This window comes from Streptomyces mashuensis (assembly GCF_014654785.1).
Lineage (GTDB): Bacteria > Actinomycetota > Actinomycetes > Streptomycetales > Streptomycetaceae > Streptomyces > Streptomyces mashuensis.
Genome location: NZ_BNBD01000013.1, coordinates 126283 through 151964, shown reverse-complemented (window position 1 = coordinate 151964; position 25682 = coordinate 126283). Strand labels below are relative to the sequence as shown.

Here is a 25682-nt window from a genome sequence, read left to right as displayed (position 1 = left end):
AAACCGGACATGAACCGCTCGACGACCCTCACCTCCTCCGTCGCCGCGGCGTCCGCCGGCCGGTGGAGCCCCCGCCTCTGGGGCCTGCTGCTGGTGCTCGCCGGCAACATGCTCATCGACGCGCTCGAAGTGTCCGTGGCGGTCGTGGCTCTGCCCTCGGTCGGTGACGACCTCGGCCTGCCCCCGACGTCCCTGCAATGGGCGATGAGCGGCTTCGCGCTGGGCTTCGGCAGCCTCATGCTGTTCGGCGCCCGCGTCGTCGCCCTGCTCGGCCGTCGCCGCATGTACCTGCTGGCGCTGCTCGGCTTCGCCGCCGCCTCCGTCATCAGCGCCCTCGCGAGCGACCCGGCGCTGTTCGTCGCGACCCGCTTCGCCAAGGGCTTCTGCGCCGCCCTGACCGCCCCCACCGGGCTGGCCATCCTGTCCACCACCTTCGCCGAGGGCCCCGACCGCGACCGCGCCGTCTCGGTCTACACCCTCGCCGGCGCCAGCGGCTTCACCGCCGGCCTGCTCCTGTCGGGCGCGCTGACGTCCGTCGACTGGCGCCTGACCTTCGTCTTCCCCGCCCCCGTGGTGCTGGTGCTGTACGCGTTCTGCCTGCGCCTGGTGCCCCCCGACCCGCAGCCCGGCGGGCCCCGGCGCTACGACGTCGCCGGCGCCGCCACGTTCAGCGGCGCCCTGCTCGCCCTCGTGTACGGCATCGCGTCCGTGCCCCAGCACGGCTGGGGGAGCGCCCGGGTCTGGGCGTCCTTCGCCGCCACGGTGGCGCTGCTGGTGGCGTTCACCACCGTCGAACGGCAGGTGCCGCAGCCCCTCGTGCGGTTCTCCGTGCTCGCCGACCCCGCGATGCGGCGCTCGGCGCTCGGCGCCGCCGCCCTCAACGGCTCGTACCTGGGCCTGCTGTTCATCGTCACCGTGCAGACCCAGGACCACCTGGGCTGGGGGCCGATGCGCACCGCGCTCGCCATGGTGCCGGCCAGCCTCCCGCTGGCGGTCACCGCGCTGCTCTCCGGCCGGCTGGTACGCCGCTTCGGCGCGCCCCGGCTGATCGCCGTGGGCGCCGCCGGCCCGCTCCTGGGCTACGCGCTGTACCTGCGGCTGCCCGCGCACCCGCACTACGCCACCGACGTGCTGCCGACGATGCTGCTGGTGGGCGCCGGTTTCGTGGCCTCCTTCGCCGCCCTCAACATGCAGGCGGTCTCCGGCTTCCCCGCCGACCGGCGCGGCGAGGCCAGCGGCGTCTACCAGACGGCCGTGCAGATCGGCGCGGCGCTGATGCTCGTGCTCACCGCCGCCCTGGTCGAGGGCTACGGGGCGCCCACGGGCGCCTCCGCCCGGGCCGTGGCGGACGGCTTCCGGCCCGCCGTACGGCTCGTCACGGCGGTGGGCCTGCTCGGCCTGCTCGTCGCCCTCACCGGCGTCCTCCCCCGGCGCCGGCCCGCGGACACCCCCCTCCCCGAGGAACGGACATGACCACCGACCACGGCACGAAGGCCCTCGACCCCGCGGTCGACGACCCCTTCAACACCTTCCCCGCCTTCGACTTCGACCTCGACTTCGCCGTCGAGCCCGGCTTCGACCTGGACTTCGACCTCGAACTCGCCGACCTCGACGGCTACGGGGACGCCCCCGCCGCCCCGGTGACGGTCCCGGACCGCACGGTCCTGGCCTCCGTCGGGCTGCGCGAGCGCACCCGCATCATCGACACGTACGTCCGCCAGGAGCTCGGCCGCGTGCTGGGCGTGGCCCCGGAGAACGTCGACACCACCGGCCGCACCATGAACAGCCTGGGCATCGGCTCCATCAACGGGCTCGAACTCCAGGCCCGCATGGAGGCCGCCCTGGGCGTCGACGTGGACCTCCAGCGGCTGCTGCGCGCCAACTCCGCCGCCGAGCTGATCGACTGCCTCGCCGGCCAGCTCGGCCCCGAGGACAGCCCCCACAAGCGGCAGCCCGGACCGGCGGCAGCGGGCACCGCATGACCGCGGCGCTCCTCACCCGGCCCGTCGTCGACCACGACGCGCTCGACCTGTGGCTGGCCGCGGCACCGCGGGCCGAGGCCGTGGACCGGCTGGACCTGTCGGAGCTGAACGACGCCGAGCGCACCCGCGCGGCCTCCTTCATCCGCCCCACCGACGGCGCCACGTACGCCACCGCGCACATCGCCCTGCGCCGGCTGCTCGGCGCGTACCTGGGCATGGACCCGGCGGACGTGCCGTTCGTGCGGCAGCCCTGCCCCGGCTGCGGCGGGCCGCACGGCCGGCCCGCCGTGGCCGAGACGGACCCGCCGCTGCACTTCTCCCTCTCGCACAGCCACGGCCTGGTGCTGGTGGGAGTGGCGGCCCGGCCCGTGGGCGCGGACGTCGAACGGCTGCCGCGCGCGGAGACCGCCGCCGTCTGCCTGCCCCGGCTGCACCCGCGCGAACGGGACGAACTCGGCTCGTTGCCCGAGGAGTCGCGGCCGCTGGCCTTCGGCCAGCTGTGGACGCGCAAGGAGGCGTTCCTCAAGGGCCTGGGCACCGGCCTCAGCCGTGGCCCCGACGTCGACTACCTCGGCTCCGACGTGGCCCGCCGCCCGGCCGGCTGGACCGTCCTCGACGTCCCGGCCGGCAAGCACCACAACGCGGCCGTCGCGCTGCGGGGCGACGCCCCCACCGAGCTGACGCTGCGCCGCGTCCCCGCGGAGGCCCTCTTCGCGGGCGGCCGGATCGACCGGCCTTCCCCACGACCCTTCACCGGAGAGTGAGACACCATGCCTGTTGCCGGCAAGACCGCCACGAGCCCGGCGGACCAGCGGAGCGAGTGGACCCTCCGCGAGCGCGTCGAGGAGCTCCAGCTCATCAGGGACGAGGCGTACGAGGGCCTGGACCCCAAGGCCACGGAGCGCCAGCACGCCAAGGGCAAGCTGACCGCGCGCGAGCGCATCGGCCTGCTGCTGGACGAGGGCTCGTTCACCGAGGTGGAGACCCTGCGGCGGCACCGCGCCTCGGGCTTCGGCCTGGAGGACAAGAAGCCGTACACGGACGGTGTGATCACCGGCTGGGGCACCGTCCACGGCCGTACGGTCTTCGTGTACGCGCACGACTTCCGGATCTTCGGTGGCGCGCTGGGCGAGGCCCACGCCTCCAAGATCCACAAGATCATGGACATGGCCATCGCGGCGGGTGCTCCGCTGGTGTCGCTCAACGACGGTGCGGGTGCCCGTATCCAGGAGGGCGTGTCGGCGCTGGCCGGCTACGGCGGCATCTTCCAGCGCAACACCAAGGCGTCCGGCGTCATCCCGCAGATCAGCGTGATGCTCGGCCCCTGCGCCGGCGGCGCCGCGTACAGCCCGGCGCTCACGGACTTCGTGTTCATGGTCCGTGAGACCTCGCAGATGTTCATCACCGGCCCCGATGTGGTCCGCGCCGTCACCGGCGAGGAGATCACCCAGAACGGCCTGGGCGGCGCCGACGTGCACTCGGCCACCTCCGGCGTCTCGCACTTCGCGTACGACGACGAGCAGAGCTGCCTGGAGGACGTGCGCTACCTGCTGTCGCTGCTGCCGTCCAACAACCGCGAACTGCCGCCCGCCGTCCCGGCCGAGGACGCCGCCGACCGGCGCACCGACGCCCTGCTGGACCTCGTCCCCGACGACCCGGGCCGCAGCTACGACATCCGCGCCGTCATCGAGGAGATCGTCGACGACGGCGAGTACTTCGAGGTGCACCCCGCCTGGGCCACCAACATCGTCTGCGCGCTGTCCCGCCTCGACGGCGGCGTCGTCGGCATCGTGGCCAACCAGCCGGCCTCGTACGCGGGCGTCCTGGACATCGAGTCCAGCGAGAAGGCGGCGCGGTTCGTGCAGTTCTGCGACGCGTTCAACATCCCGCTGGTGACGCTCGTCGACGTGCCCGGCTTCCTGCCCGGCGTCGACCAGGAGCACAACGGCATCATCCGCCGCGGCGCCAAGCTGCTGTACGCGTACTGCAACGCGACCGTGCCGCGCATCTCGCTGGTGCTGCGCAAGGCGTACGGCGGCGCGTACATCGTCATGGACTCGCGCTCGATCGGCGCCGACCTGGCGCTGGCCTGGCCCAGCAACGAGATCGCCGTGATGGGCGCCGAGGGCGCCGCCAACGTCATCTTCCGCCGCGAGATCGCCGCGTCCGACGACCCGGAGGCGGTGCGCCAGCAGAAGATCAAGGAGTACAAGGCCGAGCTGATGCACCCCTACTACGCCGCCGAACGCGGCCTGGTGGACGACGTCATCGACCCCGGCGAGACCCGCGCCGTCCTGATCCGCTCGCTGGCCATGCTCCGCGCCAAGCACGCCGACCTGCCGTCGCGCAAGCACGGCAACCCGCCGCAGTGACCTCGGCGACGAGACGAAAGGCACAGCCGTGAGCACCGACCCGATCGTCCCCGCCGTTCCCGTGATCCGCGTCGAGCGCGGTGTCGCCGGGCCCGAGGAGCTGGCCGCGCTGACCGCGGTGCTGCTCTCCCGTACGGCCGCCGGCGCCGACCCCGACGACCTGGCGCGCCACCACCGGGCCACCGCCCTGTGGCGCCGCCCCGAACGCAGCCCCCGCTTCCCCGGCCCCCGCAGCTGGTCCGCCGCCCCGGCGGGCCCCACCACCGCCAGGAGATAAGGCCATGACCCTGCCCCAGGACGAACTCGCGGAATTGCGCGCCCAGGTCCGTGAACTGACGGACCGGGCGGCCATCAACGAGCTCCTCGACCGCTACATCGTGCTGCTCGACACCCAGGACGAGAACGGCTTCGACGACACCTGGCCGCCGACCGTCTTCACCGACGACGTCCGCATGACCTTCCCCGTCGGTACCTGCGAGGGCCTGTCCGACGTGGCACAGCTGCACCACGTGGCGAAGAACCGCTTCGCGCGGACGCTCCACCTGAGCTCGAACCACACCGTCGCCCTGGACGGTGACCGGGCCGAGGTCAGGCTGCACGTCGTGGCCACGCACGTGCACCACCCGTCGGGCGAGGACCGCCCCCACTTCGACATCGGCGGCTACTACAAGGGCGAGGCCGTGCGCACGGAGGCCGGCTGGCGGCTGCGCACCTGGGCCTTCCACCTGGTGTGGAGCACCGGACCGGGCCCGGACGGGGGCTGCGCGGTGGAGAGCCCCTGACCGGTGCCCGCCCCGGACCGCCTCACTTCCGCGCGAAGGTGCCCAGCAGGGCCTCCGGGAAGGCACCGGAGGCCACGGCAGCCGCGTTGAACTCCGCGGCGAGGCGGGTCAGGCGCTCGACGCCCTCGGCGCCCAGCCGGGCGTAGGGCGCTGCGTCGAGCCGGTCGGTCTCCTCCTCCAGCTCCTCGCGCATCCGCACCCCCTCCGGCGTGAGGGCGCCCGACCCGTCCAGGAAGCCCCGGACGCGCAGGGACTCCTCGGCGCCGGCCCAGTCCTCCTCGGTCCAGCCGCGCTTGGACATCACGGCCTCCTTGGGCATGCCGTCGCTGCTCGCGCAGTGCGACACCAGCGCCTCCAGGCCGCTGAGCCCGGCGTGCTGGAGGGCGATGCCGTGGGCGTCGCCGCGGTGCTCGCGCAGCACGGTGGCGGCGTGCCACAGCGCGAGGTGCGGGTCCTCCGGGACCGGCTGGTCGGCCTGGGCCGCCGACATCGGCCGGCCGGGCATGGCGCAGCCCTCCACCGCCCGCAGCGCCAGCTCCGCCGCCTCCGCCATCTCGCGCGAGCCGACGAGCACGGAGCCCAGCACCCGGCGCAGGGTCGTGTCGGCCGCGGCCAGGCGCAGCCCGGTCACCTCGGCGGGGGTGACCCGCTCCCACACGGCGGGGAAGTGGCCGGAGACCATGCGGTGGTGGAAGCCGTGGAAGACGGCGGTGACCGTGGCGGCCGACACCGCGCCGAGCGGTGCCGCGCGCCCGGCGAGGTAGGAGCCCATGGGCCCCGTCACGCCGCGGGCGGCCAGCTCCGCACCGAAGTCCGGCGAGAAGTAGATCGTCGAGTGCAGTGAATTGAGCGGTGTCTGGCAGTGTCGACCGGCGAGCCTCGGCAGTGACGTCGAAATGGTGGTCATGGTCGCCGAGATTAACCAGCGGCCGCTGTCCGGGAAAGTGAAGAACTTCAGAGCAACGTGAAATGTTCGTCCGGTCCGCGACAAATCTTTTTCCGGCAGGGAGAACGGACGCGGGAATTCCGAGAATATGGTGCCCGGAGTCCGCCGGAGCCTCATCACCCCCACCCACCGAGTTCGGACACACAAACGTTAGGACCACCCGTGGTGACCACCGACAATCCGACGACCCGGGGAGGCCGGCCGGCGCCGCGGGCCGGCTCCCGCCCCGTACTGGCGACGCTGCTGCTGGCCAGCATGCTCACCACCATGGCGGGCGCCATCATCGCGCCCTCGCTGCCCGCCATGGAGAAACATTTTTCATCCGTCGACAACGCCGCATTCCTGGTCCGCCTGGTCCTCACCATTCCCGCACTGGCGATAGCCATCGGCGCGCCCTTCGTCGGAACGCTGGTCGACCGCGTGGGCCGCAAGCCCGTGCTGGCCTTCTCGGTCGGGCTCTTCGGAATTGCCGGCGGGTCGGGCCTGGTGCTGGACGACCTGTACGCGATCCTCGCCGGCCGGCTGCTGCTGGGCGTGTCGGTCGCGGGCATCATGACCGCCACCACCACGCTCGTCACCGACTACTACCCGGGTGAGTCCCGCTCCCGCGTGCTCGGCCTCCAGGCGGGCTTCATGGGCTTCGGCGGCGTCGCCTTCCTCTCCTTCGGCGGCGTGCTCGCCGACATGAACTGGCGCGGCCCCTTCGCCATCTACCTCGTCGCGCTGCCGCTGACCCTGCTCGTCCTGCGCTACGTCACCGAACCGCCGGCCGTCGCGGCCGGGCGCGGTGCCGACGGCAGGCCCGCCGGGGCCCGCATGCCGTCGCTGGCCTTCGGCATCTACGCCCTCGTGCTCGCCTCGCAGGTGATGTTCTACACGATCCCCTCCCAGCTGCCCTTCTACCTGGAGGACATCGGCGGCATCGGCGCCAGCGGCGCCGGCCTGGCCATCGCCCTGATGAGCCTGGCCAACGCCCTCGTCGGCCTCAACTTCGGCCGCATCCACAAGCGGTTCGGCGTCCGCCCCGTCGCGGTGGCCACCTTCACGCTGCTGGCCCTGGGCTTCGCCGCCATCGGCAGCTCCTCGCACGTCGCCCTCGTCCTCGTGGGCCTGGTGCTCGTGGGCTCCGGCATCGGCATGCTCATCCCCAACCTCAACACCTGGCTGGCCTCCCGCACGCCCGCCGCCATCCGCGGCCGCGTCCTCAGCGGCGTCACCTCCTGCCTGTTCCTCGGCCAGTTCCTCTCCCCGGTCCTGAGCCAGCCCGCGACGGGCCGCCTCGGCATCGACGGCATCTACCTCGCCGCAGCCGGCCTGGGCATCGCCGTCGCCGTCGTCCTGCTGCTGACCTCCGCCGGCCGCAAGGACCCCGCCGACGCCCCTGCCGACGCCCCCGGCACCGGCCCCGCCGCCCCGGCGGCCGCCCACCCGGCCCCGGACGCCGCCGCACAGCGCTGACCCGCCGCGCCACACGACCCGAAGAGAGACCTCATGCCCTCCGCCACCACGCGCCGCGTCGACATCGTGCTCGACATCATCTGCGCGCACTCCTACATCGGCTACGCCCGCTTCCTGCGCGCCGTCCGCCGCTTCCGCGACGCCGGCGGCGACGTGGACGTGCACCTCCACCCCTTCCGGCTGGACCCCGACGCCCCGGCCGCGGGCGAGCCCCTGCTGCAGGCGCTGGAGCGCAAGTTCGGCAGCGGCGTCTTCGACGAGACCGCCCGCGTGGCCGCCCACGCCGCGCACGACGGACTCGTCCTCGACTACGCGAACGCCGTGCACACCGACACCTTCGAGGCCCACCGCCACATCGCGCTGGCCGCCGGCCAGGGCCTGGCCGAGCAGGTCACCGAGCGGTTCTTCCGCGCCTACTTCACCGACGGGGTCAACATCTCCGACCCCGCGACGCTGGACCGCCTGGCCCGCGAGACGGGCCTGAAGACCGGCGACGACCCGCAGGCGTGCGCCGACGAGGTGCGGGCCGGGCTCGAACACGTACGGCGCAGCGGTGTGCGCTCCGTGCCGGTCTTCGTCTTCGCCGGCGGGCCCACGCTCTCCGGCGCCCAGCCGGAGGACACCTACCTGGCCGCCCTGGAGCAGGCGGCGGGCTGACCGCCCTCCGCCGCCCCTTCCCGTCCCCGCATCCCTGTCCCCATCACCCGAGGAGTACCCCCGTGTCCCAGTCCCCCCTGAAGCTCGCCGTCGTCCTGGCCAGCGTCCGTGAGGGCCGCTTCGGCCCGACCGTGGCCAACTGGTTCGTCAAGCAGGCGCAGGTGCGCGACGACTTCGAGGTCGACCTGATCGACCTGGCCGACCACGAGCTGCCCTACGTGCTGTCGCAGCAGCCGTCGGCCGAGGTCGCCGAGGCCCTGGCGAAGGTCACGCCGCGCCTGGAGCAGGCCGACGCGTTCGTCGTCGTCACGCCCGAGTACAACCACAGCTTCCCGGCGTCGCTGAAGAGCCTGATCGACTGGCACTACACCCAGTGGCAGGCCAAGCCGGTCGGCTTCGTCTCGTACGGCGGCCTCTCCGGCGGCCTGCGCTCCGCCGAGCAGCTGCGCCCCATCTTCGCCGAGCTGCACGCCGTGACCGTGCGCGACGCGGTCAGCTTCCACGTCGCGTGGGAGCAGTTCGACGCCAACGGCGAGCCGAAGGACGAGGTCGCGCCGGCCGCCGCCGCCACGACGCTGCTCGACCAGCTCTCGTGGTGGGGCGACACCCTGCGCGAGGGCCGCGCCCGCCGCCCGTACGGCAAGTAGTCCCGGACCGCAGGCCCGGCCCGCACGCCGCGGGCGCCCTTCCTCCGCACCCACCGCGGGGCAGGGCGCCCGCGGCTTTCGCGTCCCCGCACCCCCCACGCCTCGCTTCCCCACCCGTCGCATCGGACCAAGGAGAGACAGCATGGCCAGCCACCATCCCCCTTTCAGGACGCCGGGCGCGCTGCGCGCCGGCGTGCTGCGCGCCCGGGCCCGCCGGGCCGTCCTCGGACTGCTCGTCCCGCGCGCCCCGCGCCCGGACGGGAAGGGGAGCCGGGCGTGACGACCACCGACACACTCGACCGCCGCGACTCCGCGGTCACCGACGAGCCGTTCACGATCGTGGCGTGGCTGCTGGCCGGCGAGGACGACGAGTCCGCGCTCGACCCGCACATCGTCCGGGGGATCGACTGACATGGCCGCCGCCCTCACCGAGCCGCCCGCGCTGCCGCACAGCGGCGGCCCCGACGTCGAGGACGTCGTCCTGGAAGCCGACGGCGTGCCCCTGTCCGGGCTGCTCGCCCGGCCCCGCGGCACGCCCCGCGCCACCGTCGTGGCCATCCACGGCGGCGGCATGCGCGCCGGTTACTTCCACGGCCTCAGCCACGGCGGCCAGTCGCTGCTGACCCTCGCCGCGGGCCTCGGCTTCACCGCGCTCGCCCTGGACCGGCCCGGCTACGGCCTGTCCGCCGGCCACCTCCCGGACGGCGCGACCCTCGCCGAACAGTCCCGGCTGCTGCACGCCGCGCTCGCCGGTTTCGCGGACACGTACGACACCGGGGCCGGCGTCTTCCTCATGGCCCACTCCTACGGCGGCAAGCTCGCGCTGCACGCGGCGGCGGACGAACGCGGCACGGACCTGCTGGGCCTGGACATCTCCGGCATCAGCCACCGCTACGCCGTCGACCTGGCGCTGGTCGGCGACATCCACGGCCTGCGCACCTGGCCGCTGCACTGGGGGCCGCTCGGCCTCTACCCGCCGGGCACGTTCCGCGCGGCGAAGCCGCTCGTCACGCCGATGCCGGGCCGCGAGGCCGCCGAGGCACGGCGCTGGGCGCGGGACTTCCCGCGGCTGGCGGGGCGGGTGCGGGTGCCGGTGCGGTTCACATTTGCGGAGCACGAGGGGTGGTGGCACCACGACGAGGAGACCATCGCCTCCATGCGGGGCCTGCTGAGCGAGGCACCGCGCGTCGTCGTCGACCGCCAGCCCCGCGCGGGCCACAACATCAGCCTCGGCTGGGCGGCCCGCTCGTACCACCTGCGGGCACTGGCGTTCGTGGAGGAATGCGTCCTGGACCGCGAAATGGGCAACCCCCCACCCCGCCGCTGACTCACCCCAGCCGACTCCGGGCCCCACCGGGCCCCTTCCCGGCCCGCGCCCGCCGCCGCGCCCGCTCCGGCAGCGCGGCCACCTCCCGCCCGGCCCCTTGCCGGGCCCGCTCCCACGCCTGCCGCGCGAGCAACGCCCGCACGGCGGCGGGCACCCGGGCGCACGCCCGCCGGCACCGCTCGCTGCCGCAGTGCAGCGGCGAGGCGGGCCGGCCGGGCCCGTACGTCATGGCCTTGGGCGGCAGGTAGGCGGCCCCGCAGCCCAGGCACCAGAAGACGGGCCGCAACGGCAGCGCGGCGGACGCTTCGTCGCGCTTGTCGTCGCGCTCGTCATCGCGTGAGCTCACGTACCCACGGTAGGCCCGGGCACCCCGCCGCACCGGGTCTTTCGCCGATCCGCCCCCGCCCCCGGCCTCCACTCCGACCGAAGGGATCCCACCCCCATGACCGACGTACTCGCCGTGCTCGCCGACGAGGTTGCCCAGTTGCGCCGTGAGGTGCGGGCCCTGACCGACAAGGCGGCGATCGTGGCGCTGGTCGACCGGTTCGTGACCGGGCTCGACCATCCTGATCCGGACTTCTGCGACGAGGACTGGTTCCGGTCCGTCTTCACCGAGGACGTCGTCCTCGACCTGCCCAACGGGAAGCACCACGGCGTCGCCGGGCTGCCCGGGTTCTTCCGGGCGCCCAAGCTGATGTGGGACCGGACCCATCACTTCACCGCCAACTGCGTCGTGGAGACCGACGGCGCCGGCGACCGGGCCGTCGTACGGGCCAACGTGCACGCCACGCACGTGCCGCACCCGGGCGACGAGCGGCCGTTGTTCACCGGTGGGGCCACCTACGGCGCCACCGCCGTCCGCACCCCCGACGGGTGGCGGCTCGGCAGTCTGACCACGTCCGTCGTCTGGATCGAGGGCGCGCCCGACGCCCACTGACCTGGCGTCAGCCGACCACGCCCCGCCCGGCCTTCACCGCCGGGCGGGGCCTTTCTCCGTTTGTCCAGACCTTAAACATTGTGTGATCCAGATCATCTCCTCCGGGCGGAAGAAACGGTTCTGCACTGTGTGGGGCGCATGGCACGATCATGCGGATCGCACCGCGACGTCCCCCCGGCGTCTCCGCGGCGATCCCCCTTCCCGTTTGCCGTGTGACGCGGCCCGAGGGCTTCCGCATGCCTCGACGCCGCCCCCACCTCACGCTCCCGAGGACCCACTTTGCGCAATGCCGCCAGGTTTGCCGTTTTACCTGCCCTGACCGCCGTCTCCCTGCTCGCCGTCACCGGCTGCTCGGGAGCGAGTGACCCCTCCGCCGCCAAGGCCGCCGACGCACAGCCCGTGGCCGCCGCCTCGTCCGCGACGTCGCCGCAGCTCGCCGTCGCCGCCGCACCCGCCGGTGCCGGCGCACCCAGCGCCGTCGCCCACCCGTCCGGCGGCAGCGCCGGCAACGGCGGTGCGCGCGCGGCCTCCTCGTCCCTGCGCGTCGCCTCGTTCGACAAGCGCAACGGGCACGCCGTCATCGCGCCCACCGCCAAGAAGCCGAAGGAGAGCAAGGCGCCCAAGGGCGTCGCCCCCCAGCAGCCCGACAAGGGCGACAACGCCAAGGTGGCCGTCGGCGACGTCATCGCCAGCGCCCCCGCCCCCGGGGCCCCGCGCGGCGTGCTCGCCAAGGTCACCGAGGTGCTGCGCACGACCGACAAGGGCACCGAGGTCAGCACCGAACCCGCCACCCTCGACGCCCTCCTGGGCGACTCCGAGGCCAAGGGCGAGGTGCCCGTCGACCCGTCGTCGGTCGTCGTCCAGCCGCTGCTGCCCGGCGTCAAGGTGTCGTGGGCCAAGCCCGACGGCATCAAGGTCGGCCCGCAGGGCGCCAAGGTGCCCCTGGGCAACCTCCGCCTGGACGTCGGCGCCACCCTGCCCACGCCCAAGGGCTCGCCCGTCACCGGCGAGGCGTCCGCCACCGGCTTCGTGCAGCTCGCGCCGACCGTGGACTTCGCCTACGACGGCAAGGGCCTCGGCGGCCGCGGCCCCGGCACGGCCTCCCTGTCGCTGTCCGGCGACTGGTCGTCCCAGTGGGAGCTCAAGGGCCAGGCGGCCGCCACCACCGCGGACAACCCCATCCGCATGCCGTTCGCCAAGCTGCACGCGGACCCGGTCATCCAGGTCGGGCCCGTGCCCGTCGTCGTCAACCTCGACATGACCTGCTACCTCAAGGTCGACGCCGAAGGAAAGCTCAGCGTCGACGTGAAGCAGGACCTCAAGGGCGACTTCAAGGTCGGCGGCGCCTACAGCTGGGGCAAGGGCTGGTCCGGCATCAGCCAGGCCAACTGGAACGCCACCCCGGTGACGGCCACCGCCAGCGCCTCCGGCAAGGTCAAGGCCGCTCTCGGCGCCGAGGCGTCGGTCGGCCTCTACGGTGCCGTCGGCGTCAGCGCCGACCTCGCGCCGTACCTGCGCGCCGAGGCCGAGGGCACCGCCTCCGCCTCGTCCGACGGCAAGGCGTCCGCCTCCGGCAAGTGGGGCGCGTACGGCGGCGTCGACGTGACCGGCGCCCTCTCGGCCCACCTGAAGATCTTCGGCACCCCGCTGTTCGAGAAGCGCATCCCCTTCGACATCTACCACCGCGAGTGGAAGCTCGCCGGGGGAGAGGGATCCGTCTCGACGGCACCGAAGAAGGCCGTGAAGCAGTAACACGCACTACAGAGAGAAGGGGCGGGAGACCCACCGGTCTCCCGCCCCTTCCGCGTTCACAGCCGCGACGCCACCGTCCGCGCCAGCCGCACCACGTCCCCCGCCGGCTGCGTCCGCAGCGCCGGCGGCTTCCGCGTCCAGCCGTCCTCCAGCGCGTACCAGTCCACCGGCCGCGGCTCCCGGTTCTCCGCCAGTGCCGCCGCCAGCTCCGTGAAGTACGTGCTCCAGCGCAGCCGGTAGAGCCCGCCCACCAGCCCCGACCACTCGCGGTTGGCGTAGTCGTGCAGCTTGCCGGCGTCCGCCGAGGCGCGCGGGCCCCACACCGTCAGCAGCGACAGCGCGTCCGCCGCCAGCCGCTCCCGTTCCTCCGCGGTCGCGCCCCAGGCCCGCGCGTCGGCCACCCAGCGGCCCAGCAGGTGGCGTTCGTCCGTGGCCACCAGCCGTTCCAGCAGGTCCATCCAGTCCAGCCACTGCTGTGCCAGCGCCCCGAACCGCTCCTCGTCCCCGTCCTCGTACGCCGCGCGCAGCCGCGGCAGCAGCAGCCGGCTGCGGTTGGACACGCACTGCCGGGCCACGTCGAGCAGGTCGTAGCGGTACGCCGTGCTGGTGCGCAGCGCCGGCGCGACGGCCAGCAGCGCGGGCAGGGCCCGTTCGAACTCGGCCGCGTCGTACCGCAGGGCGCGCGGCGACCAGCTCGCCGCCCGGTCCACGGCCAGGTCGGGGCGGGCGCCGAAGAGGCCGTCGGCCTGCTCGCTCCAGCCGTCCGCGCGCGTCGTGCCGTACGCGGTGCGGCGCAGCACGTCCCATGCGCGGGCCGCCTGCGCGTCCGCGCCGCCGTACCGCTGCACGGGCCACGCCGCGAACCATGCGGCGAGGTCCACGGGGCCGTCCGTCCAGGCGAGGTCGGAGAAGAGCGCGAACGCGGCCGGGTTGTTGTCCGCGGCCTCCGGCATCAGGGCGATGCCGCGCAGTGCGCTGCCCGGCTTGGTGCGCCACCGGTGGTAGAGCGCGGCCCAGTCGGGGGCGTTGGCGCCGAGCGCGGTGTGCCCGCCGAAGTTCCAGATGGTGCCGAACGCGTAGGGCGTGCCGCCCCAGTCGGCCTCGCGGTCGGTGACGGCGGGGTAGTGGTCGGGGACGCCGTCGAGGACGAGCATGCCGGAGCGGTCGACGGCGTCGAGGATCTCGCGCCGCGGGTTCTTCTGCCAGCCGAGGATGGCCCAGGTGGCGCCGGGGTGCGCGGTGCGCAGCGCCTGCTGCACGGCCCGCGCGGCCGTGCCGACGGGCACGTCGCCGGGGGTGCCGCCCTCGTGCAGCAGGTCCATCTTGTACATCGACGTGGCGCCGTACAGTTCCTGCTGCACCGCGTAGTAGGTGCGGGCGACGGCGGCGAAGTGGGGCGTGCGCGGGTCGAGCCAGTCGGGGCGCGGGAAGCCGCCCCAGTCGCCCTGGGGGACGGTGCGCGCGCCCGGGTTGCGGGCGGCGAAGCCGGGCGGGACGGTGCCGAACCAGCCGGGCAGCACGGGCGTCATGCCCAGCTCGCGCAGCCGCCGCACGATCTTCCGCGCGAGGGCGGCGCGCCGTTCGAGGAGCGCGGCGCTGAGGGGACCGCCGTACGACGCCATGTTCTGCATCAGCCACCACGGCTGGTGGGCGGGGCCGGGCAGCCAGGCGCGCAGCTCGTCGTCGTGGTGGCCGTGGCGCAGGAAGGTGCGGTGGTGGACGGCGTCGGCGCCGGCGTACACGAGCACCTCGTTGAAGCCGTGCAGCGCGAGGACGTCGATCTCGCGCTCCCAGTAGTCCCAGCCGCGGTACGGGCCGGTGTAGCCGTCGTTGGTGTCGTTGAGGGCGAAGCGGTGGACGGCGTTGGCGGTACGGGCGAGGGGCGCCGGCACGGCGGGGAGGCGGGCGGGCAGGGAACCGGTCTGCTCGCCGCTCCACGACAGGTGCGCGTGCGCGACCTGTCTGAGGTAGTGGTGGAAGCCGGTGAGCTGCACCGCGGGGGTGGTGCCCTCGACGGTGATGCGGCCGGTGCCGCCGGTGACGCGGAAGTGGTCGTGGCCGCCGCGCCGGGGCACGGTGCGGAACACGACCTGGTCGTGGTGGCGGGGGAAGCGGCGGGCCAGGGCCGCGGCCGCGGGCCCGCCGGCGGGGGCGGCCGCGGAGGCCCGGCCCGCCGCGCCGAGAACGGCCGGGGCGCCGAGGGAGCCGAGGGCTCCGAGGGCGCCGAGAAGCGAACGCCGGGCAATGTGCATGAGTGACCTCCACCGTCGCGCGTCGCGCTGTGCCGTGCGCCGCCGCACGCCGCCGTACGTCGTGCCGTGCGCGGGGCACGGCGGCGGGATGGCACGTTCGGACTGGACCGGACCACTTGAGCCCGGCGATCCTATGAGCCGGTGTCGCCGTCCGGTCAAGGGCACGGGCGGCGGTGTCGGCCACGCCGGTTACATTTGGCACGAATGGCCCCACGGGCCGTTGACCCGCCCGCCCCGACGGCATGAGGTGTCCCGTGCGACCACTCAACGCGACGCTCGCGGCCGCCGGCCTGGCCCTCGTGGTGCCGCTGGGCCTGCTGCTGTGCGGCTGCGCGGACCCCGGCGGGCTGCGGGTGACCGGGCCCGCGGAGAGTCCCGTGGCGGGCACGCTGCCGGTCGAGGTCGTGGCGGGCCCCGGGCAACCGCCGGTGCGGCGCCCGGCGTCCTTCGTCATCGGCGGCAGCGTGCGCCTCGCCGGGCTGCGCTGGCTGTCCTGGGGCGGTCCGCGCGCGGAGGCCACGGGTGAGGTGTCCGGCGACTGGTGCGCCCCGGCGTGCGGGGAGAAGCCGTACCCGGCGCGGGTCGTGTTCGCCGGCCTGGTCCGGCAGGATCGTTTCGCCTACTACGGCCGGGCCGAGGTACGGGCCGAGGGGGTGCCGCCGGAACAGCACCGGGAGCTGCGCAACCTGCGCCTGTACGTCCCCCGGCACTGACGCCGGAGCGCGGGGGAGCGCGGGGGAGCACGCCGGCGCGCACCGCAGCACGCCCGAGCACGTCGGACACGCACACACCGCCGGAACGGCCGAGGACGAGGATGGGACTGAGGACGAAGATCGGGGTGGCGATCACCGCCACCGCGGCGCTGGTCGCCGTCCTCATGGGCCTGCTCGTGCACGCGCGCACGGCCGAGGGCCAGCTGAGCACCGCCGTCGACGCGCTCGACCAGCGGCTGCGCTCGGCCGCGGAGGACCACGCGGCGGGCCTGGACCGGCCCCGCGTCATGATCAACCCCGCCCGCCTGCCGGAGCCGCTGCGGAAGGCCGTGGCCAAGGGGCGCCGCGCCACGTACCTGGACCGCTCCGGGCCCGAGCCGGAGCTGTGGGCGGCCACGCCCGTGGGGACCGACGTCGTCGCCCTCAAACACTCCTACCGGCGCCAGGTCCGCGCCATGGAGGACCTGGACGAGGTGCTGTGGCTGGCCGGCGGCGTCGGCACGGCCTTCGCGGGGCTGGTGGGCGTGGCCCTGGCCACGGTCGTCGGCCGCCGCCTGACCGCGGCGGCGCGCACCACCGAGCGCATAGCCGAGGGCGACCTGTCCGCCCGCCTCGCACCGCGCGGCGGCAAGGACGAGGTGGCCCGCCTCACCCACGCCGTGAACACGATGGCCGACGCCCTGGCCGCCCGCCTCCAGGCGGAGCGCGAGGTGACCGCCAACATCGCGCACGAACTGCGCACCCCCGTGGCCGGGCTGGTCGCCGCCGCCGACCTCCTGCCGCCGGGCCGCCCGGCCGAACTGGTCCGCGACCGGTCCCACCGGGTGCGGGCGCTGATGGAGGACGTCCTGGAGGTGGCCCGCCTGGACGCGGACACCGAACGCCCCGAGACGGACCTCCGCTCCCTGGCCGAACTGGCCCGCCGCGCGGTCCGGGCCGTCGGCCCGGCGACCCCGGCGGTCACCGTCACCGTCCTCCGCGAGTGCCTCGTCGAGACCGATCCACGACGCGTGGAGCGGGTCCTCGTCAACCTCGTCACCAACGCCTTCCGGCACGGCGCCGCCCCCGTGACCGTCGAGGTCGACGGCGGCCTCGTCCGGGTCCGCGACAGCGGCCCCGGATTCCCCACCGGGCTGCTGACGGGCGGACCGCAGCGGTTCCGCAGCGGCTCGGGCTCCGGGCTGGGCCTCGGCCTGACGATCGCCGCGGGCCAGGCCCGCGTCCTCGGCGCCCGGCTGACGTTCACCAACCCGCCGGAGGGCGGCGCGGAGGCCACGCTCGACCTGAGCGACGCGGTACGGGACCGCGAGCCATCGGACACGGCCTAGGGTCCGAACGGCTTCGTGAAGCAGCGGCTCCCCTCGTGGTCCCGGTACAGGCCGAACTTGGCCGCCGCGGGCGCGTAGCCGCTCGACAGGTAGAGGGATATGGCCTCGGGCTGCCTGCTCCCCGTCTCCAGGACCATGCGCCGGCGCCCGGCCCGGCGCGCGTCGTCCTCCAGCGCCGCCAGCACCCGGCGCGCGAGCCCGCGCCCGCGCATCCGCGGCACCACGTACATCCGCTTCAGCTCCGCGTCCCCGTCCGCGTAGCCCCCGCCGTTCCGGTCCATCGCCCGCCAGCCGCCGCAGGCCACCGCCTCGCCGCCGGCGTCGTACACGATGAGATACAGGCCACGCGGCGGGCGGAACTGCGCCGGGTCCAGCGGGGTCGCGTCGCCCCCGCCGTACAGCCCGGCGTACAGCTCTTGCGCCTGGTCAGCGAGTTTCACCGCGTCGGGGTGGTCGTACGCGACCGGGATCATCCGCATGCCGGGCATGGTAGGGGCCCGCGCCCGGGGCGGGGCAGGGGGAGCCGCGGCTCGGTTAAGGTGCCCTGGTGCTCACCGTAACCACCGCAAACGTGAATGGACTGCGCGCCGCGGCCAAAAAGGGCTTCGTGGAGTGGCTGGCGCGGACCGATGCCGACGTCGTCTGCCTCCAGGAGGTCCGGGCGGAGCCGCACCAGCTCCCCGACGAGGTGCGCGAGCCCGCCGGCTGGTACGTGACGCACGCCCCGGCCGCGGCCAAGGGCCGGGCCGGCGTCTCCCTCTACTCGCGCCGCGAGCCCGACGCGGTGCGCGTGGGCTTCGGCTCGGCCGAGTTCGACGGCAGCGGCCGCTACGTCGAGGCCGACCTGCCGGGCCTGACCGTCGCCAGCCTCTACCTGCCCTCGGGCGAGGCGGGCACCGAGCGGCAGGACGAGAAGGAACGCTTCATGGCCGAGTTCCTGCCGTACCTCGTCGGCCTCAAGGCCCGCGCCGCCGCCGAGGGCCGCGAGGTGCTGGTCTGCGGCGACTGGAACATCGCCCACACCGAGGCGGACCTGAAGAACTGGAAGGCCAACCGCAAGAGCGCCGGCTTCCTCCCCGAGGAGCGCGCCTGGCTCGGCAAGGTCTTCGAGGAGTACGTGGACGTGGTCCGCGCCCTGCACCCGGACGTCGCCGGCCCCTACTCGTGGTGGTCCTACCGCGGCCGGGCCTTCGACAACGACTCGGGCTGGCGGATCGACTACCACGTGTCGACCGCCGGGCTGGCCGCCAAGGCCGTGAAGGCCGTGGTCGAGCGGGCCACGTCGCACGACCTGCGATGGTCGGATCACGCGCCGGTGACCGTCGCCTACCTCTAGCATGGGCTGCACGCAGGCGGTATCCCGCGCCAGGAAGCACAGCCCGTATGGAGGAGGGCCGCGATGACCACCGCTGCCATGGGGGAGCCGGGCATCCCGCCCATGCCGGAGAGAACGCCGAAGGCTCTCCGGGAAGCCATCGTTCAGCACGCCCCTCAGCTCCTGCCCGATTTCGATGCGCATTGGAAGCGGTACGTCGCCGACGCGTACGACATCACCACCGTGCCCGCCTTCATGGCGAGGTGGTGGGGCGAGTACGCGATCGCCCGCGATCCGGAGCTCGACGCCCACGTCACCGCTCTCGAACACCGCGCTGCCCACGAGTGCACCGATGCCGCCGAAGCCAAGGCGCTTCTGGAAGAAGCGTCCAACATCCGCCACATGGCGGCCCGCACGGAGCCCGGTCAGTGACCAGCGGGTTCATGGGGCCGCCCTGGCAGATGGACTGGACTCTCAAGGCTCAGGCCGCACGTGACGCGCTGCCCGAGCATGTACGGAAGATGGTCGACGCAGCCCGCGCAGAGCTGGTCACGGCGGACGACCCGTACTTTCGCGGGCTCGACACGGATGCAGTCCTGTCTGCAAGCATGCGGGTCGAACCCGTCAGGTCCAGCCAGCCGAAGGGGCCTCGTGTTCTGTACTTCGACCACGGGCATGGTTGGCTGAAGTACACGTTCGTGCGGCGGACCGAGGATCCGCAGATCATCGTGGAAGAGATCTTCTGGCAGTGACGGCCTGGGCCCGTCACGGCCGTCTTCGGCGCCGCGCAGAGCTGACCCCCGCCCTCCCCGCCACCCCGTAACCCGCGGTATCCCGCGTCTACCGCTGCCTCGGGGGGCTGCCCTACGCTCTCGACTGTGCCAGTGAACGATGGCAACAACGGCCAGCGCTCACCGGCATGTTCGGGCAGCGTCGAGCGGTTCTCCGGGGAGGCGGCATGGTCGGGCACCACACGGAACGTCCTGGGTCGGAGCGGTCCGGGGCGGAGCGTCCCACGCGGCACGTGCGCGTCGCGGTGATCGGGTCCGGGTTCGGCGGGCTCGGCGCCGCCGTCCGGCTGCGCCGCGAGGGAATAACGGACTTCGTCGTCCTGGAGCGCGCCGGCGCCGTCGGCGGCACCTGGCGCGACAACACCTACCCGGGCTGCGCCTGCGACGTCCCCTCCCACCTCTACTCGTTCTCCTTCGCGCCCGAGCCCGCCTGGCCGCGCAACTTCTCCGGCCAGCCGCACATCCGCGCCTATCTGGAGCGTGTCACCGACACGTACGGCATCCGGCCGCACCTGCGCCTCAACAGCGAGCTGCGCGCGGCCCGGTGGAACACGGAAACGTTCCGCTGGGAGCTGGAGACGAGCGGCGAGGAGGACTGGACCGCCGACGTCGTCGTCTCCGCGACCGGCGCCCTCTCCGACCCCGTCATCCCGGACGTGCCGGGCCTCGACGGCTTCCCCGGCGCCGTCTTCCACTCCGCGCGCTGGGACCACGGCGCCGAGCTGCGCGGCAAGCGCGTCGCCGTCGTGGGCACCGGCGCCTCCGCCATCCAGATCGTGCCCGCCCTCCAGCCGCTCGCCGGCCGCCTCACCCTGTTCCAGCGCACCCCGCCGTGGGTGCTGCCGCGCGCCGACCGGGCCATCACTGCCGCCGAGCGGTGGCTGCACAGCACCGTGCCCGCCAGCCGGCTGCTGCGCCGCGGCCTGCTGTGGGGCATCCGCGAGGCGCAGGTCGGCCTCTTCACGAAGCGGCCGGACCAGCTGGGCCTGATGGAGCGCGTGGCCACCGCCCACCTGCGCAGGAGCATCAAGGACCCCGCGCTGCGCGCCAAGCTGACGCCGGACTACCGCATCGGCTGCAAGCGCATCCTGCTGTCCAACGACTACTATCCGGCGCTCACGGCCCCCAACACCGACGTCGTCGCCTCCGGCCTCGCCGAGGTGCGCGGCTCCACACTCGTGGCCGCCGACGGTACGACCGCCGAGGCCGACGTGATCGTCTTCGCCACCGGCTTCCACGTCACCGACATGCCCATCGGTACGCGCATCACCGGCGCGGAGGGCGTGACGCTGACCGAGGCGTGGCGCAAGGAGGGCGCCATGGCCGCGCTGCGCGGCAGCACCGCCGCCGGCTTCCCCAACCTCCTCACCATCGTCGGGCCCAACACGGGCCTCGGGAACAGCTCGATGATCCTCATGATCGAGTCGCAGCTGAACTACCTGGCCGACTACCTCCGCCAGCTCGACGTCCTGGGCGGCACGGCCGCGCTCGACGCCCGCCCCTCGGCCGTACGGGCCTGGAACCGCAAGGTGCAGAAGCGGATGGAGCGGACGGTGTGGAACACCGGCTGCAAGAGCTGGTACCTCGACGCCAACGGCCGCAACAGCACCCTGTGGCCGGGCACGACGGCGGAGTTCCGCAAGGCCACGCGCCACGTCGACCTCACCGAGTACCAGGTGCTGCGCCCGCCCCGGGCCCGGCGGAGCCCGGCCGCCACCACCACCGCCTCGTCGGCCGAGGCCGCGCGATGAGGGCCGCGAGGGGCCTGCACGGCCAGGTCGCCGTCGTCACCGGGGCGGCGCGCGGCGTCGGCGAGCAGCTCGCCCGCAAGCTGGCCGCGCGCGGGGCGCGCGTGGCGCTGGTGGGGCTCGAACCGGACGAACTGCGCCGCGTGGCCGCCTCCTTGCCCACCGAGTCCGCCGTCTGGCACGCCGACGTCACCGACCACGAGGACATGGCGGAGGTCGCGGCCGAGGCCGCCGGCCGCTTCGGCCGGATCGACGTCGTCGTGGCCAACGCCGGCGTGGCCACCGGCGGGCTGCTGGAGAGCTCGGACCCCGACGCGTGGCGGCGCGTGGTCGAGGTCAACCTCGTCGGCAGTGCGGTCACCGGCCGGGCCTTCCTGCCCGCCCTCGCGGAGAGCCGCGGCTATCTGCTCCAGATCGCCTCCCTGGCCGCCATCGCGCCGGCGCCGCTGATGACGGCGTACTGCGCGTCCAAGGCGGGCGTGGAGGCGTACGCCCACAGCCTGCGCGCCGAGGTGGCCCACCGGGGCGTACGGGTCGGGGTGGCCTACCTCAGCTGGACCGACACCGACATGGTGCGCGGCGCGGACGAGGTCGGCGTGATGCGCGAGATGCGGCAGCGCGCGCCCTGGCCGCTCAACCGCACGTACCCGCTGGGCCCCACCGCCGACCGGCTGGTGGCCGGCATCGAGCGCCGGTCGGCCCACGTCTACGGGCAGGGCTGGCTGCGGGTGATGCAGCCGTTGCGCGGCGCGCTGCCGGCGCTCGTGGCGCTGGGCGGCGCCCGGGAGATGCGCCGGATCGCGCCCCGGCTGAGGGGCTTGCGGCCGGGGCTGGTGGGCGCGGGCGGCGCGGCGGCCGCCGGGCGTCCGGCCACGGCGGCGGACACACAGCGTAACTGATCGAAATGCGGCCTGTGTCCGGGTATGTGAGGCTGGTCGCGGCCCACTTACCCCCTCTCCCTAGGAGTTGAACAACATGGGCATGAAGGACAAGGCGCAGCAGGCCCGGCAGCAGGCGCAGGACAAGATGCAGGGCGCCAAGCAGCAGGCCAAGCAGCGCGGCCAGCAGGGTCGGGAGAACATCCAGCAGAAGGGCCAGCAGGGCCAGCAGCAGGCCCAGCAGAAGGGCCAGCAGGGCCGTCAGCAGGCCCAGGAGTCGCTGGACGACCTCGACGACCTGCAGTGAACGGCTCTGCAGTGAACGGCTGACATGCCGCCGAGGGGCGCGCCCGGTCCACCGGGCGCGCCCCTTCCGTACGCCCCCGTACTGCCCCTACGGGCTCCGCGGCGGCAGCTCGGGCCGGCGCAGGTCCGGCACCCCGGAGTAGTCCGGCGGTTCGGCGGCGCCGTGCCGTTCCAGCAGGTCGAGGGCGACCCGCACCGCGTCGTCCAGCTGCCGGTGGCGGCCCTCGGCCCAGTCCAGCGGCGTCCGGTCGATCTCGATGTCCGGCTCCACGCCGTGGTTCTCCACGCCCCACCCGTACGTGTCGAACCAGGCCGCGTTCATCGGCACGGTGATGTGCGTGCCGTCGCCCAGCCGGTGCCGCCCGGTCATGCCGACGACGCCGCCCCAGGTGCGCAGGCCCACCACGGGCCCGATGCCCTGGAGCCGGAACGCCGCCGTGATCATGTCGCCGTCGGACGACGTCATCTCGTCCGCGATCGCCACGACCGGGCCGCGCGGCGCGTTGCTCGCGTACGACACCGGCTGCGCGTCGCGCGTCAGGTCCCAGCCGATGATGGTGCGGGTGAGCTTCTCCACCACCAGCTCGCTGATGTTGCCGCCGGCGTTGCCGCGCACGTCCACGATGAGCGCGGGCAGCGACATCTCGCGGCGCAGGTCGCGGTTGAACTGCGCCCAGCCGGAGCCGCCCATGTCGGGGATGTGCAGGTAGCCGCACTTGCCGTCGCTGAGTGTGCGGACGACGGCGCGGCGCTTGGCCACCCAGTCCTGGTAGCGCAGCGGCCGTTCGTCGATCAGCGGCACCACGGCGACGCGCCGCGGGTGCGCCTCCGGCCCGGGCGGGACGAAGCTGAGCTCGACGGTCGTGCCGCCCGCGCCCGCCAGCAGCGGGTACGGGCCGGCCACCGGGTCCACGGGCCGGCCGTCGACGTGCGTGAGCGTCCAGCCCTCGCGGACCCCGGTGCCGGCCAGCGGCGAGCGGGCCTTGGAGTCGGACGACTCGCCCGGCAGGATGCGCCGGACCGTCCACGAACCGTCCTTCTGCCGCGTGAAGTTGGTGCCGAGCAGGCCGATGGCGCGCTGGTAGTGCGGCGGGCCCTCGTTGCGGCGCGCCGGAGTGACGTACGCGTGCGAGGTGCCCAGTTCGCCCAGCACCTCGCGGAGCAGGTCGGCGAACTCGTCGGGGGACGCCACCCGTTCGACGAGCGGCCGGTACTGCTCCAGCACACCGTCCCAGTCGACGCCGCACATGCCCGGGTCCCAGTAGTAGGCGCGCGTGATCCGGCCGGCCTCGTCGTACGCCTGCCGCCACTCGGCGCCGGGGTCCGCCTCGTGCAGGATGCGCCGCATGTCGACGAAGACGGTGCTGTCCAGGTCACCGGCCTCGGTGGCGGGCACGACCCGCAGGTCGCCCTCGTCGTTGAGGACGAGCCGGGTGCCGTCGCCGCTGACCGCGAACCAGTCGAGGCTGCCGCTCAGTTCGGAGCGCTTGCCCTTGCACAGGTCGAAGTGTTCCAGCGTGGGGCGCCCGGAGGTGTCGGTGGGGTTGACGAACGTCTCGCCGAGCGCGCCGGAGATCGGCCAGCGCAGCCACACCAGGCCGCCGCCGCTCACCGGGTGCAGCGAGGAGTACTTCGAGGCCGCCACCGGGAACGGCGTCACCCGGCTCTCCAGCCCCTCCACCTCCACCATCACCGCGCCCTCGCTGTCCCCGATGTCGTCCAGGTCCAGCCCGCCGCCGGGCGGCCGGCCCTCCGTGGTGAGCGCGAACGGCGACGGCGTGGCCGACGACAGCGGTACGAGGTAGGGGCGGCAGCCCAGCGGGAACGACAGGTCGCCGGTGTGCACGTCGTACACCGGGTCGAAGCCGCGCCAGGACAGGAACGCCAGGTAGCGGCCGTCGCGCGTGAACACCGGCTGCTCGTCCTCGAAACGGCCGTTGGTGACGTCCACGACCGTACGGGCGCCGCTTCCGGTGCCGTTGCCCGCGCCGTTGCCCGTGCTCGTGCCGTTCGTGAGCCGGGCGATGCGGATCTTCCGCAGCGAGCGGCCGATGCCCGGGTGCGACCAGGCGAGCCACCCGGAGTCGGGCGCGAACGCCAGGTCCCGTACCGGCCCGTTGTCGGACCGGATCAGCTCCTCCACCTCGCCGTTCCCCTCCGGGGAGGCGTCCACCAGCAGCAGCCGCCCGTCGTGCGCGGCCACGGCCAGCCGCCGGCCGTCCGGCGAGGCGATCAGCTCCTGCACCCGTCCCAGCTGCCCGGCCGCCAGCCGGCGCGGCGCGGACGGGCCGGCGGCGCGCGGCAGCTGGGCGATCTCCACGGCGTCCTCGCCCGCCACGTCCGTCACGTACGCCACCTGCCCGGTCGACCCGAGCATCTCGGGCAGCCGGACGCGGACCCCGGGCGTGTCGGCGATGGCACGGGCCGGCCCGTCGCGGTGCGTGAGCCAGTACAGGCTGCCGCGGACGCCCACCGCGCTGGCCCGGCCCGTGGTGTCCACGGCCAGCGACGAGACGTGCTGCGCCGCCTGCACCTGGTACCGGCGGCGGCCCGCCCGCGCCCCGCCGAGCCGCAGGTCCAGGCGGCGCGGCGTACCGCCGGGCGAGAAGTCCTCCACCAGCCACACGTCGCCCGCGCACTGGTAGACCACGCGCTCGCCGTCGGTGGCCGCGTGGCGGGCGTAGAAGTCGTCGTGGTCGGTGTGGCGGCGCAGGTCCGTGCCGTCGGGGGTGCAGGAGTAGAGGTTGCCGACGCCCTCGTGGTCGGAGAGGAACGCGATGCGGTCGCCGACGAACATCACCGAGTCGAGGTGGCCGCCGATGTCCGGCACCAGCCGCCGCTGCTCGGCACCCAGCAGCCACAGCCGGCCCGTGGCGCCGCCGCGGTAGCGCTTCCAGCTCGCGGGCTCGTGCGGCGGCTTCCCGGCCAGCAGCAGCGTGGCGTGCTCGCCGCCCACCTCGCCCATGGCGATGTCGGAGACCGGCCCCCAGGGCAGGCGCAGGCCGGGGCTGCCGTCGGTGGGCAGCCGGTAGGCCCAGGAGAAGTACGAGAACGGCTGGCCGTGCGAGGACACGGCGAGGATGTCGTGCGCCTCGTCGCCGCGGTCGGACGGCGCCCAGCCGCACACGCGCGTGTCGGTGCTGCCCCAGTAGCCGAGCCGGCGCGCCGAGCCGCCGCCCACCGGCACCAGGTACACCTCGGGGTCGAGACTGCGCCAGTTGGTGAAGGCGATGTGCGTGCCGTCGGGGGAGAAGCGGGGGTGGCCGGCGCGGGTCCGGTCGACGGTCAGCCGCCAGGGGCGCGTGGCCCCGCCGCCGATAGTGGCCAGCCACAGGTCGTCCTCCGCCACGAAGCAGAGGAGATCGCCGTGGAGGTGAGGAAAGCGAAGGTAGGCATCACTCACTGCGCCCGACTGTTCGCTTCTCCGCCCGCGCGGCGAGCCTGCGGGTTTCGTGATCGTCTGCGGCCCGGAGGCCGCGCGTGCGTCGCTC

27 protein-coding genes are annotated in these 25682 nt (G+C 74.1%); 22 read left to right on the top strand and 5 right to left on the bottom strand.

What is annotated here, in order from left to right; genetic code table 11:
• Positions 1-9 precede the first annotated feature (9 nt).
• Genes IE305_RS26085 through IE305_RS26060 form a run of 6 tightly spaced genes read left to right on the top strand, consistent with a single transcriptional unit; the run spans position 10 to position 5136 of the window.
• Positions 10-1473 carry an MFS transporter gene (locus IE305_RS26085; protein ID WP_190132201.1) on the top strand — a complete coding sequence of 488 codons (1464 nt, stop codon included), beginning with the start codon at positions 10-12 and terminating at the stop codon, positions 1471-1473.
• Positions 1470-1982, top strand: a complete 513-nt coding sequence (locus IE305_RS26080; protein WP_190132200.1) for an acyl carrier protein — start codon at positions 1470-1472, stop codon at positions 1980-1982. The genes IE305_RS26085 and IE305_RS26080 overlap by 4 nt, the downstream gene beginning before the upstream one ends.
• Positions 1979-2746, top strand: coding sequence for a 4'-phosphopantetheinyl transferase family protein (locus IE305_RS26075; RefSeq protein WP_190132199.1), 768 nt, complete (start codon positions 1979-1981; stop codon positions 2744-2746). The genes IE305_RS26080 and IE305_RS26075 overlap by 4 nt, the downstream gene beginning before the upstream one ends.
• 6 nt (positions 2747-2752) lie before the next feature.
• Complete coding sequence (locus IE305_RS26070) at positions 2753-4354, top strand: acyl-CoA carboxylase subunit beta (RefSeq protein WP_190132198.1); 1602 nt, start codon at positions 2753-2755, stop codon at positions 4352-4354.
• Positions 4355-4382: 28 nt separating this feature from the next.
• Entirely contained in the window at positions 4383-4631 is a 249-nt protein-coding gene (locus tag IE305_RS26065) for an acyl-CoA carboxylase subunit epsilon (RefSeq protein ID WP_229891538.1), read from the top strand.
• Between the two features lie 4 nt (positions 4632-4635).
• Complete coding sequence (locus IE305_RS26060) at positions 4636-5136, top strand: nuclear transport factor 2 family protein (protein WP_190132197.1); 501 nt, start codon at positions 4636-4638, stop codon at positions 5134-5136.
• A gap of 22 nt (positions 5137-5158) precedes the next feature.
• Here the strand turns inward: IE305_RS26060 and IE305_RS26055 are convergent, their stop codons facing one another.
• Positions 5159-6043, bottom strand: coding sequence for an SCO6745 family protein (locus IE305_RS26055; protein ID WP_190132196.1), 885 nt, complete (start codon positions 6041-6043; stop codon positions 5159-5161).
• A gap of 204 nt (positions 6044-6247) precedes the next feature.
• On the opposite strand from IE305_RS26055, the gene IE305_RS26050 reads away from it, so the two are divergent.
• The 6 genes from IE305_RS26050 (at position 6248) to IE305_RS26030 (ending at position 10171) form a co-directional block, all read left to right on the top strand.
• On the top strand, positions 6248-7540 hold the full coding sequence (locus tag IE305_RS26050; RefSeq protein WP_229891537.1) for an MFS transporter: 1293 nt from the start codon (positions 6248-6250) through the stop codon (positions 7538-7540).
• Between the two features lie 33 nt (positions 7541-7573).
• Positions 7574-8197, top strand: a complete 624-nt coding sequence (locus tag IE305_RS26045) for a DsbA family oxidoreductase (protein ID WP_190132195.1) — start codon at positions 7574-7576, stop codon at positions 8195-8197.
• A gap of 62 nt (positions 8198-8259) precedes the next feature.
• Positions 8260-8844 (top strand): NADPH-dependent FMN reductase, encoded by a 585-nt coding sequence (locus tag IE305_RS26040; protein WP_190132194.1) that lies wholly within the window; start codon positions 8260-8262, stop codon positions 8842-8844.
• Positions 8845-8986: 142 nt separating this feature from the next.
• Positions 8987-9124: a hypothetical protein gene (locus IE305_RS26035; RefSeq protein WP_190132193.1), complete on the top strand. Its 138-nt coding sequence runs from the start codon at positions 8987-8989 to the stop codon at positions 9122-9124.
• Complete coding sequence (locus tag IE305_RS33580; protein ID WP_268255950.1) at positions 9121-9255, top strand: hypothetical protein; 135 nt, start codon at positions 9121-9123, stop codon at positions 9253-9255. Before IE305_RS26035 ends, IE305_RS33580 begins: the two co-directional genes overlap by 4 nt.
• 1 nt (position 9256) lies before the next feature.
• Entirely contained in the window at positions 9257-10171 is a 915-nt protein-coding gene (locus IE305_RS26030; RefSeq protein WP_190132192.1) for an alpha/beta hydrolase, read from the top strand.
• A gap of 1 nt (position 10172) precedes the next feature.
• Here the strand turns inward: IE305_RS26030 and IE305_RS26025 are convergent, their stop codons facing one another.
• The gene (locus tag IE305_RS26025; protein ID WP_190132191.1) at positions 10173-10517 is read right to left on the bottom strand and encodes a hypothetical protein; all 345 of its coding nucleotides are present in this window, start codon (positions 10515-10517) and stop codon (positions 10173-10175) included.
• A gap of 96 nt (positions 10518-10613) precedes the next feature.
• On the opposite strand from IE305_RS26025, the gene IE305_RS26020 reads away from it, so the two are divergent.
• Positions 10614-11108: a nuclear transport factor 2 family protein gene (locus IE305_RS26020; RefSeq protein WP_190132190.1), complete on the top strand. Its 495-nt coding sequence runs from the start codon at positions 10614-10616 to the stop codon at positions 11106-11108.
• 279 nt (positions 11109-11387) lie between these two features.
• A complete protein-coding gene (locus IE305_RS26015; protein ID WP_190132189.1) occupies positions 11388-12860 on the top strand; it encodes a hypothetical protein in 1473 nt (490 codons plus the stop codon).
• 56 nt (positions 12861-12916) lie between these two features.
• Here IE305_RS26015 and IE305_RS26010 read toward each other — a convergent pair whose 3' ends face one another.
• A complete protein-coding gene (locus tag IE305_RS26010) occupies positions 12917-15112 on the bottom strand; it encodes an alpha-N-acetylglucosaminidase (protein WP_190132188.1) in 2196 nt (731 codons plus the stop codon).
• A 254-nt stretch (positions 15113-15366) separates the two neighbouring features.
• On the opposite strand from IE305_RS26010, the gene IE305_RS26005 reads away from it, so the two are divergent.
• Positions 15367-15825: a hypothetical protein gene (locus IE305_RS26005; RefSeq protein WP_190132187.1), complete on the top strand. Its 459-nt coding sequence runs from the start codon at positions 15367-15369 to the stop codon at positions 15823-15825.
• Positions 15826-15926: 101 nt separating this feature from the next.
• On the top strand, positions 15927-17153 hold the full coding sequence (locus tag IE305_RS26000) for a sensor histidine kinase (protein WP_190132186.1): 1227 nt from the start codon (positions 15927-15929) through the stop codon (positions 17151-17153).
• On the opposite strand, the gene IE305_RS25995 is transcribed toward IE305_RS26000, so the two are convergent.
• On the bottom strand, positions 17150-17632 hold the full coding sequence (locus IE305_RS25995) for a GNAT family N-acetyltransferase (RefSeq protein WP_190132185.1): 483 nt from the start codon (positions 17630-17632) through the stop codon (positions 17150-17152). The genes IE305_RS26000 and IE305_RS25995 overlap by 4 nt on opposite strands.
• A gap of 68 nt (positions 17633-17700) precedes the next feature.
• On the opposite strand from IE305_RS25995, the gene IE305_RS25990 reads away from it, so the two are divergent.
• The 6 genes from IE305_RS25990 to IE305_RS25965 all read left to right on the top strand — a co-directional run bounded on the left by IE305_RS25990 (position 17701) and on the right by IE305_RS25965 (position 22192).
• The gene (locus IE305_RS25990) at positions 17701-18489 is read left to right on the top strand and encodes an exodeoxyribonuclease III (protein ID WP_190132184.1); all 789 of its coding nucleotides are present in this window, start codon (positions 17701-17703) and stop codon (positions 18487-18489) included.
• A gap of 63 nt (positions 18490-18552) precedes the next feature.
• Positions 18553-18900 (top strand): DUF6247 family protein, encoded by a 348-nt coding sequence (locus IE305_RS25985; protein WP_190132183.1) that lies wholly within the window; start codon positions 18553-18555, stop codon positions 18898-18900.
• Positions 18897-19220 carry a hypothetical protein gene (locus IE305_RS25980; protein ID WP_190132182.1) on the top strand — a complete coding sequence of 108 codons (324 nt, stop codon included), beginning with the start codon at positions 18897-18899 and terminating at the stop codon, positions 19218-19220. The genes IE305_RS25985 and IE305_RS25980 overlap by 4 nt, the downstream gene beginning before the upstream one ends.
• 206 nt (positions 19221-19426) lie before the next feature.
• Positions 19427-21010, top strand: coding sequence for a flavin-containing monooxygenase (locus IE305_RS25975; protein ID WP_190132181.1), 1584 nt, complete (start codon positions 19427-19429; stop codon positions 21008-21010).
• On the top strand, positions 21007-21906 hold the full coding sequence (locus tag IE305_RS25970; protein WP_190132180.1) for an SDR family oxidoreductase: 900 nt from the start codon (positions 21007-21009) through the stop codon (positions 21904-21906). Before IE305_RS25975 ends, IE305_RS25970 begins: the two co-directional genes overlap by 4 nt.
• A 76-nt stretch (positions 21907-21982) precedes the next feature.
• Positions 21983-22192 (top strand): hypothetical protein, encoded by a 210-nt coding sequence (locus IE305_RS25965; protein ID WP_190132179.1) that lies wholly within the window; start codon positions 21983-21985, stop codon positions 22190-22192.
• Positions 22193-22279: 87 nt separating this feature from the next.
• Here the strand turns inward: IE305_RS25965 and IE305_RS25960 are convergent, their stop codons facing one another.
• A complete protein-coding gene (locus IE305_RS25960; RefSeq protein ID WP_229891536.1) occupies positions 22280-25594 on the bottom strand; it encodes a S41 family peptidase in 3315 nt (1104 codons plus the stop codon).
• Positions 25595-25682 lie beyond the last annotated feature (88 nt).